The sequence below is a fragment of the Janthinobacterium agaricidamnosum genome, from assembly GCF_003667705.1.
GTDB lineage: Bacteria > Pseudomonadota > Gammaproteobacteria > Burkholderiales > Burkholderiaceae_D > Janthinobacterium.
In genome coordinates, this window is sequence record NZ_CP033019.1 from 5021130 (window position 1) to 5036413 (window position 15284).

Here is a 15284-nt window from a genome sequence, read left to right on the forward strand (position 1 = left end):
AAAGAGCGTAGGTCGGATTAGCGGGGCAAGGCCCCGCGTAATCCGACAATATCGTTGGCGCTTGTGACGGCGTCGTGTTACACCACGCCGTCGGCCAGCAAGCGTCCCACCTCGGCCAGCAATTCATCTTCCTGGAACGGCTTGCCGAAATACGCATTCACGCCCAGTTCAAATGCATGCGCGCGGTGCTTGTCGGCGCTGCGCGAGGTGATCATGATGACGGGGATGGCGCGCGTCTTGTCGTCGCTGCGCACATTGCGCGTCAAATCAAAACCGTCCATGCGCGGCATTTCCACGTCGACCAGCAGCAGCGCCGGCATGGCGGCCGGTTCCAGCGCATGCAGCTGCTCCAGCGCATCGAGGCCATCCTTGGCCAGCAGCACCTGGTAGCCTTCGCGCTCGAACAGGCGCTGCATCACGCGGCGCACCGTCAGTGAATCGTCGACCACCATCACGCGCACGGCTGGCACGGCCAGCACGCTGGAAGCGGCGTGCTGCTCGCGGCTGGCCAGCGCATATTGCGACAGCAGTTCCGGATGGTGCTCGAGGTGCTGCGCCAGCGCCACCGGGTTGAGGATCAGCACGATGTCGCCCGTGCCCAGCACCGTGGCGCCGGCGATGCCCGGCATGCGCGCCAGTTGCGGCCCCACGTGCTTGACCACGACCTCGCGGTTGCCCACCACGTCATCGACCTGCAAGGCCAGCCTGTCATTGCCATTCCGGAGCAACAGCACCGGCGCATGGCGCTGCGTGGCCTGCTCCGCCGGCGTCTCACCCAGCATGGCCGACAGGTGATGCAGCGCCAGCGACTGCCCGTGCGACTCGATGCGCCCGGCCGCCCGCACCTGCTCCAGCTGTTCGCCTTTCAGGTGCAGCACCTGCTCGACCAGCACCGACGGCAAGGCATACGTCTTGCCGTTCGCCGCCAGCAGCACCACCTGGGTGACGGCCAGGGTCAGCGGCAGGTGGATGGTGAAGCGCATGCCCAGGCCCGCCTGCGTCTGCGTTTCCACGCGCCCGCCCAGGGCCAGCGCTTCGGAGCGCACGATGTCCATGCCAAAACCGCGTCCTGCCAGTTCCGTCAGGCTGTCGGCGGTGGAAAATCCGGGCGTGAAAATCAGCTCGGCCGCCTGCGCGTCGCTCAAAGGCGCGTCCGTCGGCACCAGGCCGGCGCCGTGCGCCTTGGCGCGGATGCGTTCCAGGTCCAGCCCCGCGCCATCGTCGGAAAAAGCGATCGCCACTTCATTGCCCTGCTGGCTGACCTGCACCAGCAGCTCGCCCGTCTCGCTCTTGCCGGCGGCCAGGCGCGCATCGCGCGGCTCGACGCCGTGCACGATGGCGTTGCGCAGCAGGTGTTCGAAGGGCGCGGCCATGCGTTCGAGCACGCTGCGGTCGATTTCCACGCCGCCGCCGCGGATGTCGAGGTTGACGCGCTTGTCGACTTCCTTGGCGCTTTGCCGCGCCACGCGGAACAGGCGTTCAGCGATGCTGGCAAACGGCACCATGCGGATCTGCATCAGGTCGCGCTGCAGCTCGCGCGTCAGCCGCGCCTGCAGCACCAGGTCGTCCGTCACCGCATCGACGCTGTGGCTGAGGTTTTCATGAAACGAGGCCACGTCGTTGACGCTTTCGGCCATCATGCGCGTGAGTTCCTGCAGACGCGTAAAGCGGTCGAATTCGAGCGGGTCGAATTCGCGCTCGCTGCCGACGGCCATGCGCGAAGCGATCTGCGATTCGGCCTGCATTTCCACTTCGCGCAACTGGCGCCGCAGGCGCGCCAGGTTATCGGAAAACTCGGACAGCGAAGCGCCCAGCACGCCCACTTCATTTTCCATTTTAGAACGCGTGATCGACACTTCGCCGGCCTGGTTCACCAGGCGGTCGAGGATATCGGCGCGCACGCGCACCAGCGCCGCCTTCGGTTCGGCCACCGGGTTGTCTTCCATACCCGGCAAGGGCAGCAACGGTTGCTGCAGCTGCTCGAACAGGTGCAGCGCATGGTCGTAATGGGCCAGCAATTCCTCGAAAGCTTGCGGCGTGGCGGTGCCCGCGTGCAGCATGTTTTCGATATGCGTCTCGATTTCATGCGCATGCTGGCCCAGGCGCATGGCGCCGGCCATGCGCGCGCTGCCCTTGACCGTGTGCAGGGTGCGCAGCAGCATCTGCGCCTGGCCGCTGTCGTGCGGCTGCTGCTGCCAGCTGCGCAGCGCCTCGCCGATCTGCGGCAGCAGGTCGGCGCCCTCTTCCAGGAAGACGGACAATAAATCGAGGTCGAGTTCATCGCTGATGCCGGCGCTCGCCGCCAGCAGCGCGGCCGCATCGGCCGGCATGATGGCCGGTGCCGGCGCTTCCGGCGCCGCATGCTCCAATGGCGGTGCGTGTTCGAAACCGGCATCGAACAGGTCGTCGCTGGCGCCGCTCTCCTGCGCCGGCGCCGGTGCCGGCACTTCGGCCAGCGGCTCGGCAGGCTGCGCCGGCGTACCGACGATGCTGGCGTAAGCCTCCGCAAACAGGGCGTCGAGGCGGTCTTCCTTGCTTTCGCCAGGCGGCGCCGTCAAGGCGCGCCACAGAGTGTTGAGCGCTTCGATCATGTCCGGCTGCGTTGGCGCCAGGTCGCCCAGCGCGAACGCCTGCAGCATTTGTCCGATGCGCCGCGTGGCCTGCTCCAGCACGTCGTGCTGTTCGGCGCGCAGGCCGGCCAGCGGCGGCACCACCGTTTCAATCACCGTTTCCAGCGCGTGCGCCAGGTCGCGCAGGGACTGGAAGCCCACCGTGCCGGACGTCCCGGCCAGCGTATGCACGGCTTGCAGCGCCTCGGCGCTGACGGCGCGCGGTTCATGGCGCCACTCGCCGAAATCGCGCGTGAGCACGCGCAGCAATTCATCCGTCTCGGCCAGGTAGATGTTGTACAAAGGCAGGCTGATGCGCAGTTCGCCCACGTGCTTGAGGTGATCGTCCGGCGCTTCGTGGAGCGCGGGCGCCGTGGCCAAAGGAAGTCCGATCACATTGCCATTGCCGGCCAGCGGCGCGGCCGGGCGCGGCTTGCGCAGTTCGAACGGTCCCCCTTCGCGCACGCGCTCGGCCGCCGCCAGCAGCATGCCGGCCTCGCGCTCGCGCCCCGCGCCGCCTTCCAGTTCGGCCACCCATTCGCTGAGCTGGTACCAGCCGTAATTGAGCAAGGTAAACAAGTCGTCGCTGGCGGGACGCGCTTCGGCCAGCCAGGTATTCATGACGCGCTCGATGGCGCCGGCCGCTTCGGCAAACTGCGCCAGGCCGATCATGCGGCTGCTGCCTTTCAGGGTGTGGAACGAACGGCGCAGCATGGCCAGGTGGTCGCCACTGGCGGCCTGCTCGCGCGGCAAGGCCAGGGTGGTGTCGATGAAGGCCAGCACTTCGCGCGCTTCGGCGATGAAAATGTCGAGCATCTCCGCGTCGACATCGGTCACGGCCGGTGCGGCATCCATGCCGGCGGGTGCTGCGGGCGCCAGGGCCTGGTCGAGCAAAGGTACCGGTACAGCGCCGGCGGCGGCGACTTTTTCAAATGGCAGCGCGCGGAAAGTGCCGGCGGCCGCATCGAAATGGAAACGCCCGCTGGCCGCCTGCGCGTTGCGGCCCAGCATATCGACAAAAAAGCCCAGCGCGCTGACATTTTGCGCGATCTCGTCGAGCGCTTCGGCGTGCGCATTGGCGTCGCCACCGGCCAGCTGCCGCACGGCCGCATCGACCTGCAGCACGGCGGCGCGCGCGTCTTCCTGTCCCAGCCCGGCCAGCTGCCGCTGCAACTGCTCCAGCACGGGCGCGACGCCATCGAGCGCCCCCGCCGTTCCCGCACCCGCGGCATCCGCGTAGTAGGCGTTGAGCACCTTTTCCACCTGGCGCAGGCCCGTCTTCATGTCCTCGGCCAGCGCGGCAACCGTCTGGCCCTGTTCGATCTGGCGCGACAGCTCGCCCGCCGTGACGGGCGGCGGCGCTTCGCCAGCCAGCAGCGCCTGCAGGCGCGCGGCGATGGTTTCCGCATTGCCGGCGAAATCGTCGGGCAGGCGGCGCAGCTGCTCCAGTCCCGTGTCGGCAAACAGCAGCGCCATGCCGATTTCATTCTCCAGGGCCGCGCTGCGCCCGCTGGCCACGGCTTGCCGCGCCACGGCCGCGCATTCGCGCAGCAGGCTGGCCAGGGCGGGCTGCTTCAAGGTCTCCACATGTGCCGCCACCTGTTGCAGCGACGCTTCAAAATCCGGGCCCAAGGCAGGATCGAGGTCGGCTTGCGCCAGGCGGCTCCAGCTGGCGCGCGCCTGCGCCAGTGACGTACGCGCGCCTTGCAAGGCATCCTGGTCGACCTGGCCGTAGCGCCGCGTTTCCACGTCGGCGGGCAGCATGCCGTCCAGGGCGAAAGCGGCGCGCAGCTGGCGTGCCTCCGGCGTCGGCTCGGGCGCCGCGGCGATGAAGAACAGGGCGTCGCGCAGCATCGCTTCGGGCAGGCTGGCCGTGCCCTGCGCCAGACGGCGCAACTGCAGGTTGATCAGGCCGAACAGCTGCTTGACGTTGAGCGTGCCCATGCCCTCGCCGCTGGCCGCCAGCCCCGCGAACGCCTGCATGGCGAACCAGAAGGTGCGCGCCGGCGCTTCCTGCTGCGCGTCGGCCACCAGGGTCAAGGTGGCGTGCAGCTCGCCCGCGTGCTGGCGCCGCGCCCCATCATCCTGCGCCTTCAGGAAGGGCAGCAGGGACTTTTCAAAGCGCCCGCGCCAGGCAGGATAGTCCGCCACGGGCGGCGTGTCGGCCAGCGCGATGGCCTGCCCTTCCAGCATGGCGGACGGCGGAAAAAACAGGTCGGCCGGGTGGATGCGCTCGGTGCCCAGCAGGGTTTGCAGGTCTCGGTAGTAGGGGAACAAACGCGCCGGCTGCGGCGGCGTGCCGGCCACTAGGTCTTCCAGGTATTCGGTCAGGGCCTGATACAGTGCGGCGACGATCTGCGCATGGTCCAGCGTGTATTCGAGGCTGCCGTCGCGAAAGCGCGCCAGCGCCCGTTCCGCGCCGTCCGTCAGCAGGCTGGCGCCGGCCACGTCCACCATCACCAGCGCGCCATGCGCCTGGTGCAGGTGCGAGCGCGCATGCTGCAGGGCCGTGGCGCGTTCCTCGCGTTCGCGGCCGCCCGCTTCGAACAGGGCCGTTTTCGAGCGGCCCAGCGCTTCGCGGATTTCCACCATCACCCAGGACAAAGGTTCGCTGTCGAACGGCTTGGACTGCTGTGGACTATCTGGTGTGCTCATGCATGCCTCGGTAAAGAAATCGCCCTGGCTTGGCGCGACGTTCAGGCGGCGACGCGGAAGCGCGACACCGAGTTTTTCAGTTCCTGCGCCAGCATCGACAGTTTATGGATCGACTGCGCCGTTTGCTGCGTGCCGTCCTGCGTCTGCTCCGTCACGCTCAGGATATGCTGGATATTCAAGGCCACGCCGCTGGCCGAACCGGCCTGCGTGCCGGTGGCGAACGAGATGCCCTGTATCAGTTCGGCCAGGTGTTTCGACACCTGGCTGATGTCGTTCAAGGCCGCGCCGGCCGCGTCGGACAGGCGCGCGCCCTCGACCACGCCCTGCGTGGACGTTTCCATCGCCCGCGTCGCATCCTGGGTATCGGCCTGGATGGTGCGCACCAGCGCGCCGATCTGCTTGGCGGCCGCGGCCGAGCGTTCGGCCAGGCGCTGCACTTCCTCGGCGACGACGGAAAAGCCGCGCCCCGCCTCGCCAGCCGATGCGGCCTGGATGGCGGCGTTCAGCGCCAGCACATTGGTCTGCTCGGTGATGTCGGAAATGAGCTCGGTGATTTCGCCGATTTCCTGCGACGATTCGCCCAGGCGCTTGATGCGCTTGGACGTATCCTGGATCTGCTCGCGGATTTCATGCATGCCCTTGATGGCGTTTTCCACCGCCGTCGAACCCTGCTGCGCCGCCGCCACCGACTGGCGCGCCACGTCGGCCGAGACGCTGGCCGACTTCGACACGTCGGTAATCGCATTGGCCATCTTGACCACGGTGGCGCTGACGCCCTGGATTTCGCGCGACTGCTGCTGCGACGCGATCAGCAGCTTGCTGGAGATGCTTTGCGCCTGCGTCGAGGCGCGGTTGACCTGTTCGGCCGTCGCCGTCACCCGTCCCACCAGGCCGCGCAATTCCTCGACCGTGTAGTTGACGGAATCGGCGATGGCGCCCGTGATGTCTTCCGACACGGTGGCCTGCACCGTCAGATCACCATCGGCGACCTTCTGCAATTCGTTCATCAGGCGCAGGATGGCCGCCTGGTTCTGGTCATTCCTGGCCTTCGCCGCTTCCTCTTTTCCCTGCGACTGGAGGCGCAGGATTTCCGCCTCCTGGCGCCGCCGCTCGGCGTCGCGCGTGCGGTTGACGGAGTCCTGCAGCAGCACTCTGCCGATGCCGGCCGCCGCGATCAGGGTCAGCAACACGCCGCCGACCATCATCCAGAAGGCCATGCCCAGAGTTTCCTGGTTCACGTGGTACATCTGCTGCAGCAGGGTCAAACGCTGGCGCAGGTCTTCGTTCTCGTTGAAGATCAGCTGTTCGGCGCTTTTCGCCGAACTGAATTTATCGAGCCGGTCGAGTATCGACGACACCAGCTTCTGGTAAGTGTCGAAACTGGCTTTCAGCGCCACCAGCCGGTCGCGCAGTTCGGCGTCGCGCGTGGGCGCCAGTTGCAGCGGCACGCTGCCATTCAACAGCCCTTCGACGGCGGTGCGGAAATACGTCGTGTCGCGCCCCAGCGAAAACGCCGTTTCCGAGCTGATGCTGCCCGACGACAGGAACTCGCTGGCGCTGCGGCTCATGCGCTGGCTCAGCATCATCAGGCGGCCGATGACGGCCAGGTCGCGCGCATTGCCGCCGCGCTGCACCTTCAGGGCCGCGACTTCCTCGGTCTGCGCCAGCAACGCCGGCGACAGCGCGTTCAATTGCTGCAAGGTCTTGTCGAATTCGCCCAGCTCAGGTTTCAGGCGCAGGATGGTGCTGGCCGCGCGGTCGCTGCTGGCCCACTTCTTGCGCGCGTCGGCCACGGCCGCCAGCAGGGCGGAACGCGACTCGCCGATATCGCGGCCGTGATACGTCCCGCCGCGCAGCATCAGGCGGAAATCTTGGTTCAGTTCATTGCGGCTTTCCTCGAGCTGGCGGAACGCTTCCGGATTGCCTTGCACGGCGTTCGGCGCGGCCTTGCCGATGCGCTGCGAATGCATCAGCGCATCGCTGGCCAGCTGCGTCTGCGCCGAGGCGATATTGCCGCTGCGCGTGTTCAGTCCCACGAACAGCAGGCTGGCGGCCAGGCTCAGGGCCATCACCGTCGACAGGATGCTCAGCTGCTTTTGCAGCGGGAAATGGCCGATCAGCGGCAGCTTCAAGTCGCGCACCGGCGCGCTGGCCAGCGACTTGCGCCGTCCCAGCGCGTCGCGCAGGCGCAGCGGCAGGTCGGCCGCCGATCCCGGCTCGCCGGGCGCGTGCTCCGCTTCGGGCATGGCGGCCGCCAGAATGGGGGAATGGGCGCCCATCAGCAAATATCCTTGTAGTCGGCGAGGCCGCCAAAGCCGGCATCGAGGAAGCGTTCCGCTTGCGCCAGCTGCGCCAGGTCCAGGCGCAGCCACTGCTGCCCTTCGCTGTCGCGCAGCGCCTGCGCCGCCCACGACGGCGGTGCATGCGGCAAGGAGACGGGCTGCATCGTGCGCAGCTGGCGCAAGCCCAGTACGCGCTCGACCAGCAGTGCGCAATTGAGGCCCAGGCGCGGAGAAAAAGTGATGATGCGGCAGTGAATGCCGGGCGCGCAAGCCGGTTCGCCCATGTAGCGGGCCAGGTCGACGACGCCCGTCAGGCGTCCGCGCATGGCCGCCAGGCCCAGGTACCAGTCCTGCGCCAGCGGCACGCCCTGGATCTGCACGCCGGCGGCAATGACGATTTCACCAAGCTGCGTCAGGTCGAGCAGGCAGGGCCGGCCACCGAGCATCACGCCCAGTTCCTTGCGCGCCGCCAGCGCGCCGCTGCGCGCAGCCTGTATCCGCTCGATCAATTGCAGCTGATACTGGCGCAAGCGCCCCTGCCGCGCGCCCGACTCGAAGGATGGCACGGCGGCAGCGGCAGGCGCAAAGGCCGTTGTGGACACGCCGAGACCTGGCATCGTTTGCATGCTCAGGAAAGCGCGGCGATCTTGGCCAGCAGCTCGGCTTCGACCACCGGCTTGACCAGGTAATCGCGCGCGCCCTGGCGCAAGCCCCAGATGCGGTCCGTTTCCTGGCTCTTGCTGGAACAGATAATCACCGGCACGTCCTGCAGTTCGGGATCGCGCGCAATCGCGCGCGTGATCTGAAAGCCATTCGCACCGGGCATCACCACGTCCATCAGGATCAGGTCGGGCCTAGCCTCTTTGAGTTGCGCCAGCGCGTCGGCGCCGTCCTGCGCCGTGAGGACGGCATAACCGGCACGCACCAGCATCTCGCTCAGGTAGTAGCGTTCTGTCGGCGAGTCATCGACGATCAGAATTGTGTGTATGGCCATCTGCTTCCTTGCTGCGTTGTCAATCAATAAAAACACTTACTCAAAATGCCCGGCCAGGTGCAGCCGCACGGCCTCCAGCAGCGCCTCGCGCGCCAGCGGCTTGGCCAGGCAGGCGCTGGCGCCCGCCATGGCGCCGCGCGCGCGGTCGAACAAGCCTTCCTTCGACGACAGCATCAGCACCGGCGTGGCGTGATACGCCGCGCTGGCCTTGATCAGCGCACAGGTGCGGTAGCCGTCCAGGCGCGGCATCACAATGTCGCACACGATCAGCGCCGGCTGGCAGTCGGCGATCTTGGCCAGGGCCGCAAAGCCGTTTTCCGCCACCACCACGCGGTAACCGGCCTCGCCCAGTATCTTCGCGGCAGCGCTGCGTATCGTCGCGCTGTCGTCGATGACGAGTACCGTGACGCCGGCACACACGGCATCGGACGGCGCCTCTGGCAAGGAAGATCGCGTCATGTGATTATTCGACAATTTTTCATACCATAGCACAGGCAGCCGCGACACCTGCGTGCGGCAGCGGCATCCCGTGGACCTGATTGATTACAGCGCTACCATCTCGAAATCATCCTTGCGCGCACCGCATTCAGGACAGGTCCAGTTCATCGGAACATCGGCCCAACGCGTGCCGGGAGCGATATCTTCGTCGGGCAAGCCGGCCGCTTCATCATAAACCCAGCCGCAAATAAGACACATCCACGTTTGGAATTGCTGCGTTGTTTCGTTGCTACTCACGTTCTGCCACCCTTCAATCAAGTAAAATGCTGAATTAGGTATCTTAATCTACCCGCCGTGCAAAACCAAACTTCTCCCCTCATATTAAGCTTCGGCGTGTCCGATCCGGTCGGCGCGATCGGTATCCAGGCCGATCTGGCCACATTTTCAGCCTTCGGCTGCCATGGCCTGTCGGTCACCACGGGCCTGCTGATCAGCGATACGGCACGCGTGGAAGACGTGCAGGCGGTCGACCCGGACTGGGTTTCCGACCAGGCGCGCGTGCTGCTGGAAGACATGTCCGTGGCCGCCATCAAGATCGGCGCGCTGGGCAGCGTGGAAAACGTGACGGCCATCGCCGAAATCGTCTCCGACTATCCAAACGTGCCGCTGATCCTCGATCCCTTCATTTCGGCGCTGCCGGAACAGGGCATGGACGACGAGGACATCCTCACCGCCGTGCGCCAGCTGCTGATCCCGCAAACGACCCTGCTGGTGCTCTCGCCGGTGGAACTGGAGCGCCTGGCCGAGACCTGGCGCGACGCCGACCCGGACGACACCCTGCAAAACGACGTCGATTACCTGGTGGCGCTGGGCTGCGAATACGTGCTCGTCACCGGCATGCCGGCCGATGCCAGCAAGTCCGGCACGGGCGAAGGCAAGCTGCGCGCCAATACCCTGTTCGGCGAGGACGGCGTGGTGCGCCACGACGAATGGCAGCACTTGCCAGGCATCTTCAACGGCGCCGGCAGCACCCTGTCGGCGGCGGCCACCGCCCTGCTGGCCCTGGCCGAAAACGAAGACGACGTGCCGCAAGTGGTCGTGGCGGCGCAGGAATTCACGGCCGGCGCGCTGGCGCACGCGCAGCGCCACGGCATGGGCAAGCTGGTGCCGAACCGGCTGTTCCGGCAGCAGCGCCAGCGCGGCGCCCAATAATCCCGTCCAGACAAACACAGACGACACAGACAACGATCCACTCTCAAGGCACGATTATCATGACGACGACTTCACAGAACGACATCCTGTTTGCCCGCGCACAAAAAACCACGCCAGGCGGCGTCAACTCGCCCGTGCGCGCCTTCCGCTCCGTGGGCGGCACGCCGCGCTTCATCACGCGCGCCGAAGGCCCGTACTTCTGGGACGCGGACGGCAAGCGCTATATCGACTACATCGGCTCGTGGGGCCCGGCCATCGTCGGCCACGCCCATCCGGAAGTGGTAAAGGCGGTGCAGGATGCGGCCGCGCTGGGCCTGTCGTTCGGTGCGCCGACCGAAGGCGAAGTGCTGATGGCCGAGGAAATCACGCGTCTGGTGCCGTCGATCGAGCAGGTGCGCCTGGTGTCGTCGGGCACGGAAGCGACCATGAGCGCCCTGCGCCTGGCGCGCGGCGCCACGGGACGCGACAAGATCGTCAAGTTCGAAGGCTGCTACCACGGCCACGCCGATTCGCTGCTGGTCAAGGCGGGCAGCGGCCTGCTCACCTTCGGCAACCCGACGTCGGCCGGCGTGCCGGAAGATTTTGTCAAGCACACCCTGGTGCTCGACTATAACAACGTGGAACAGCTGAAGGACGCCTTCGACAGCTTCGGCGCGGAGATCGCCTGCGTCATCGTCGAACCGGTGGCCGGCAACATGAACCTGGTAAAAGCCACGCCAGAATTCCTGCAGGCGATGCGCGAGCTGTGCACGCAGCACGGCGCTCTGCTCATTTTCGATGAAGTCATGTGCGGCTTGCGCGTGGCCCTGGGCGGCGCGCAGGCGCTGTACGGCATCCAGCCCGACCTCACCGCGCTGGGCAAGGTGATCGGCGGCGGCATGCCGGTGGCGGCCTTCGGCGGCAGCGCGGCGCTGATGCACAACATGGCGCCGCTGGGCGCCGTCTACCAGGCCGGCACCTTGTCCGGCAACCCGGTCGCCGTGGCGGCCGGCATGGCCACCCTGAAACTGATCCAGCAACCGGGCTTCTACGAGCAGCTGGGCGCCACGGCCAAGCGCCTGACCGAAGGCCTGACCGCCGCCGCCAAGGAAGCGGGCGTGGTGTTCTGCGCCGACTACATCGGCGGCATGTTCGGCATCTATTTCAGCGAAACGCCGCCGACCAGCTACGCGGAAATGATGGCGGGCGACCGCAGCAAGTTCAACGCCTTCTTCCACGCCATGCTGGACGAAGGCGTGTACTTCGCGCCCGCCGCCTTCGAGGCGGGCTTCGTCTCGGCGCAGCACGATGACGCCGTCATCGACGCCACCATCGCTGCCGCGCGCAAGGTGTTTGCCAAGCTGGCGTAAGGTTATACGGTCGCGGTGTCCATCACCGCGGCCACCAGCGCCGGCAGCCTGGCCATGTCGTTGAACACGACATGCGCACCGGCCGCTTTCAACCTATCTTCCTGGCCGGCGGCGATATGCCCGCCGCCGATGAATCCCAATACCGTCATGCCCGCCGCCACGGCGGCCGTCACGCCCGTCACGCTGTCTTCCAGCACCAGGCACTGGCTCGGCGGCACGCCAAACGCGGCAGCCGCCGCCAGGTAGACGCCCGGATGCGGCTTTGCATGACCCACCAGGTCGGGCGTAAACACGCGCTTGTCGAACAGCGGCGCCATGCTGGTCCGTTCGAGTGCCGACAGCACGCGCGCGCTGACGCTGTTCGAGGCCACGGCCTTGGGCAGCGCAATGGCGGCCAGCGCCTGCGCCACGCCGGGCACGGCGCGCAATTGCGCGTCGCAAGCGGCATCGACGGCGTTGCCGATGGCCATGATCTCGTCGGCCGGCAATTGCGGCAAGCCCAGTTCCTTGTAGATATCCTGCATCAGCGGCACCAGGCGCTGGCCCAGGCGCGGCTCGATCAAGCCTTGCAGGGTGACGCCCTCGGGCAGGTTCTGCAGGCGTGGCCCCAGCAACTCCAGCAGCGCTTGCAGGGCCACGGCTTCGCTGTCGATCAGCACGCCATCGCAGTCGCTGATCAGATGGGTGAAGCGCGGTGGGGTGATGGCGGTATCAGGCATGGACTCTCCAGAAGACAACGGTGACGGGAAATGCGGCGGCCGGCCGGCCAAGGCTGGCATCGCAACGATCATAGGTGGAACAGGCGGACGCTGCCACGCAGAAAACGGCTCAATGACGATACTTTTCTGCAAAAGGCAGACTACGGGGAAAAGACTGGCTCAGCACAGGCAACGTAGATACCAATTCAATACCACGCAATACCAGTGATTATCGCTGATTTTTGAATTTGCTGCGCTCGCCTTGAAACCGGGACGCGGGAGCGTCCCGGCGATGCTGCTTATTTCAGCCAGCCGCGGTGGCGGAAGTACAGGAAGGGCGCGATGGCGCTGGTGATCATCAAGCCCCAGGCCCATGGATAGCCGAACGACCATTCCAGCTCCGGCATCAGCTTGAAGTTCATGCCGTACACGCTGGCGATCAGGGTAGGCGGCAGGAAGGCCACGCTGGCCACCGAGAATATCTTGATGATCTTGTTCTGGTTGATGTTGATGAAGCCGACGGTGGCGTCCATCAGGAAGTTGATCTTGTCGAACAGGAACGAGGTGTGGCCATCGAGCGATTCGATGTCGCGCAAAATCTGGCGCGCTTCCTCGAACTGCTCGGAATTGAGCAAACGGCCGCGCATCAGGAAGCTCACGGCGCGGCGCGTATCCATCATGTTGCGGCGGATACGGCCATTCAAATCTTCCTCGTGGGCAATGGCATTCAGCGCTTCGGCCGCGTGCGCATCGGTAAATTCCTTTTGCAGCACGCGCGTGCTGACTTCTTCCAGGTTCTGGTAGATGCCTTCGAGCACGTCGGCCGAATATTCGGCATCGGTGGCGTACAGGTCGAGCAGCACGTCCATGTAGTCGGCAATCGAGCCGGGCCGCGAACGGGCGCGCATGCGCACCAGGCGGAACACGGGCAAGTCGTCCGTATGCATGGAAAACAGGATCTTGCGGGCCAGAATGAAGGCCACGGTGATGACGCGCGACGGGCCGTCGTCCTCTTCGCGCAAGAAATCCGTGCGCAGGTGCAAGTCGCCGTTTTCCGCTTCGTAATAGCGGGCCGACGCCTCAATATCCTTGACTTCGTCTTCGCCCGGCAGGGTGACGTTGTAGATGGCCTTGACCCAGGCCCGTTCATCATCGGTGGGGTCGGTCAGGTCGACCCACACCGGTTCGGCATTTTCGAGGTCTGCGCGGCTGTCGATCGGCACCTGGTTGAGCCGGCCATTCTGTAATACAAAGACATTGATCATGCGCGCTCTCAGCCGGATGTGGGGTTATCGTGATGTGCTGGCGCTGGCGCCAAAAATGAAAACAGCGCAAGTGTACCCGCAAAGGCCTTTTCACGACCACCCCCGGCACGGCTTTTTCACGGAAAAAGTGCGGCGGTGCACCAAGGGAGGCGATTAAGATGCTGCGCCGCAATAGTGCCAATCAGGCAGCTTTAACTTTATGCAAAGGAATCGCCCCGCCATCAAGGCAATTCCGCCGCCCCCATGCGGCGCAGGATGACGCCCGTACGCCGGTTCAGATAACCGGTGTCGCGGTGGCGGTCGTAAAAGCGGGGGTTCGGCAGCATCACGGCCAATTTCGCCGCCTGCGCCGCGCTCAAGCCCGCCGCGCTGACCTTGTAATAGTGGCGTGCGGCCGCCTCGGCGCCGAAGGTGCCCGTGCCAAATTCCACCACGTTCAGATAAATCTCGAAAATGCGCTGCTTTTCCATCAGGTTTTCCAGCATATACGTGATGATCAGTTCCTGGCCCTTGCGCACATAGCTGCGCGAACCGGACAGGAACAGATTCTTCGCCAGCTGCTGCGTGATGGTGGAGCCGCCCGCCACGACTTTCTGCTTCTTGCTGTTCTTTTCATATGCCTTTTGCAAGGCTTCCCAGTCCACGCCTTCGTGCTCGGAAAAATTCGCGTCTTCCGAGGCGATGATGGCCCGTTTCAGATTGTTCGAAATGCGGTTGTACGGCACCCACGTCTGCTGGATCGTGGCATTCGGATTCTTTTCCTGCAAGACAGACAACTGTTCGCGCATGAAAGCCGTGCTGGAGGGGTTATGGTCGACCCACCACCAGATTTGCAGGAAGAAATACAGTTGCACGACGATGAAGGCCAGCACGGGCACGATGAACAGCCACTTGATCCAGCCGTAGCCACGGCCGCTCTTGCGCGTGCCCTTCTTGCCGGCGCTCACAGGCTGCCCCGCAATTGCGCCAGCAAATCCTGCGTCTGCGGCCGCACGCCGCGCCACACGTAAAACGATTCGGCCGCCTGCTCCACCAGCATGCCCAGGCCGTCGCGCACCTGCGCGCCATGCTGGGCGGCAAAATCCATGAAGACGGTGGGCCGGGCGCCGTACATCATGTCCAGCGCCAGGGTGCGGCTGCCGAAGATACCGGGCGGCACGGGCGGCAAGTCGCCCGCCAGGCTGGCCGAGGTGGCATTGATGACGATATCGAAGACGCCTTCCGGCTGCGTGAAAGCACCGGCGCGCAGCTGGCCGGGGTGCGCCAGCGCGTCGGCAAACTGCGCCACCAAAACCTCGGCCGTGGCCACGGTGCGGTTGGCAATGAACATTTCCTGCGGCCCCTGTTCCAGCAAAGGCAGCACGACGCCGCGCGCCGCGCCGCCCGCGCCCAGCAGCAGGACGCGCTTGCCGGCAATGCTCACGCCCGCGTTGCGCACGATGTCGGCCACCAGGCCCGCGCCATCGGTATTGTCGCCAAGAATGGTGTCGCCATCGAAACGCAGGGTATTGACGGCGCCGGCGGCCCTGGCCCGCGGCGTCAGCGCGGTGGCCAGCGCGCACGCGTCGAGCTTGAAGGGCACCGTCACGTTCGCGCCCTTGCCGCCCTCGGCGGCAAACGTGCGGGCCGCCAGCGCGAAGCCGTCGAGCGGAGCCAGGCGGCGCTCGTAGACCAACGCTTGTCCTGTCTGCAGGGCAAACGCGGCGTGGATCAGGGGGGACTTGCTGTGGGCGATGGGATTGCCGAAGACGCAATATTGATCGGGGTTCATCTCTTGCTTGT

12 protein-coding genes are annotated in these 15284 nt (G+C 65.8%); 2 read left to right on the forward strand and 10 right to left on the reverse strand.

Annotated features, from left to right (window positions below; genetic code table 11):
• Positions 1-77: 77 nt before the first annotated feature.
• The 6 genes from D9M09_RS22710 to D9M09_RS22735 form a co-directional block, all read right to left on the reverse strand.
• Complete coding sequence (locus tag D9M09_RS22710) at positions 78-5264, reverse strand: hybrid sensor histidine kinase/response regulator (RefSeq protein ID WP_070310166.1); 5187 nt, start codon at positions 5262-5264, stop codon at positions 78-80.
• 41 nt (positions 5265-5305) lie between these two features.
• A complete protein-coding gene (locus tag D9M09_RS22715; RefSeq protein ID WP_121670444.1) occupies positions 5306-7543 on the reverse strand; it encodes a methyl-accepting chemotaxis protein in 2238 nt (745 codons plus the stop codon).
• On the reverse strand, positions 7543-8148 hold the full coding sequence (locus D9M09_RS22720) for a chemotaxis protein CheW (RefSeq protein ID WP_346428562.1): 606 nt from the start codon (positions 8146-8148) through the stop codon (positions 7543-7545). Before D9M09_RS22720 ends, D9M09_RS22715 begins: the two co-directional genes overlap by 1 nt.
• A gap of 26 nt (positions 8149-8174) precedes the next feature.
• Positions 8175-8540, reverse strand: coding sequence for a response regulator transcription factor (locus tag D9M09_RS22725; RefSeq protein WP_070222135.1), 366 nt, complete (start codon positions 8538-8540; stop codon positions 8175-8177).
• A 36-nt stretch (positions 8541-8576) separates the two neighbouring features.
• Positions 8577-8999: a response regulator gene (locus tag D9M09_RS22730; RefSeq protein WP_099410777.1), complete on the reverse strand. Its 423-nt coding sequence runs from the start codon at positions 8997-8999 to the stop codon at positions 8577-8579.
• A gap of 84 nt (positions 9000-9083) precedes the next feature.
• Positions 9084-9236 (reverse strand): rubredoxin, encoded by a 153-nt coding sequence (locus D9M09_RS22735; RefSeq protein ID WP_010401308.1) that lies wholly within the window; start codon positions 9234-9236, stop codon positions 9084-9086.
• Between the two features lie 96 nt (positions 9237-9332).
• On the opposite strand from D9M09_RS22735, the gene thiD reads away from it, so the two are divergent.
• Positions 9333-10190: a bifunctional hydroxymethylpyrimidine kinase/phosphomethylpyrimidine kinase gene (gene thiD, locus D9M09_RS22740; protein WP_035822099.1), complete on the forward strand. Its 858-nt coding sequence runs from the start codon at positions 9333-9335 to the stop codon at positions 10188-10190.
• Positions 10191-10249: 59 nt separating this feature from the next.
• Positions 10250-11539, forward strand: a complete 1290-nt coding sequence (hemL, locus tag D9M09_RS22745) for a glutamate-1-semialdehyde 2,1-aminomutase (protein WP_121670446.1) — start codon at positions 10250-10252, stop codon at positions 11537-11539.
• A 2-nt stretch (positions 11540-11541) separates the two neighbouring features.
• Here the strand turns inward: hemL and D9M09_RS22750 are convergent, their stop codons facing one another.
• From D9M09_RS22750 to aroE, 4 genes are all read right to left on the reverse strand, one after another.
• A complete protein-coding gene (locus tag D9M09_RS22750; RefSeq protein ID WP_070290488.1) occupies positions 11542-12258 on the reverse strand; it encodes an HAD family hydrolase in 717 nt (238 codons plus the stop codon).
• Between the two features lie 278 nt (positions 12259-12536).
• Positions 12537-13502: a magnesium/cobalt transporter CorA gene (gene corA, locus D9M09_RS22755; RefSeq protein ID WP_034746658.1), complete on the reverse strand. Its 966-nt coding sequence runs from the start codon at positions 13500-13502 to the stop codon at positions 12537-12539.
• Between the two features lie 221 nt (positions 13503-13723).
• On the reverse strand, positions 13724-14464 hold the full coding sequence (gene mtgA / locus D9M09_RS22760) for a monofunctional biosynthetic peptidoglycan transglycosylase (protein ID WP_409028727.1): 741 nt from the start codon (positions 14462-14464) through the stop codon (positions 13724-13726).
• Positions 14446-15273, reverse strand: a complete 828-nt coding sequence (gene aroE, locus D9M09_RS22765) for a shikimate dehydrogenase (protein WP_121671199.1) — start codon at positions 15271-15273, stop codon at positions 14446-14448. The genes mtgA and aroE overlap by 19 nt, the downstream gene beginning before the upstream one ends.
• Positions 15274-15284: the final 11 nt, after the last annotated feature.

Bases quoted from the DNA above. Each gene is read 5' to 3' on its own strand.
- hemL (WP_121670446.1), top strand. From the start codon at position 10,250: ATGACGACGACTTCACAGAACGACATCCTGTTTGCCCGCGCACAAAAA.
- D9M09_RS22730 (WP_099410777.1), bottom strand. From the start codon at position 8,999: ATGACGCGATCTTCCTTGCCAGAGGCGCCGTCCGATGCCGTGTGTGCC.
- D9M09_RS22710 (WP_070310166.1), bottom strand. From the start codon at position 5,264: ATGAGCACACCAGATAGTCCACAGCAGTCCAAGCCGTTCGACAGCGAA.
- D9M09_RS22715 (WP_121670444.1), bottom strand. From the start codon at position 7,543: ATGGGCGCCCATTCCCCCATTCTGGCGGCCGCCATGCCCGAAGCGGAG.
- D9M09_RS22735 (WP_010401308.1), bottom strand. From the start codon at position 9,236: ATGTGTCTTATTTGCGGCTGGGTTTATGATGAAGCGGCCGGCTTGCCC.
- D9M09_RS22750 (WP_070290488.1), bottom strand. From the start codon at position 12,258: ATGCCTGATACCGCCATCACCCCACCGCGCTTCACCCATCTGATCAGC.
- aroE (WP_121671199.1), bottom strand. From the start codon at position 15,273: ATGAACCCCGATCAATATTGCGTCTTCGGCAATCCCATCGCCCACAGC.
- corA (WP_034746658.1), bottom strand. From the start codon at position 13,502: ATGATCAATGTCTTTGTATTACAGAATGGCCGGCTCAACCAGGTGCCG.
- D9M09_RS22725 (WP_070222135.1), bottom strand. From the start codon at position 8,540: ATGGCCATACACACAATTCTGATCGTCGATGACTCGCCGACAGAACGC.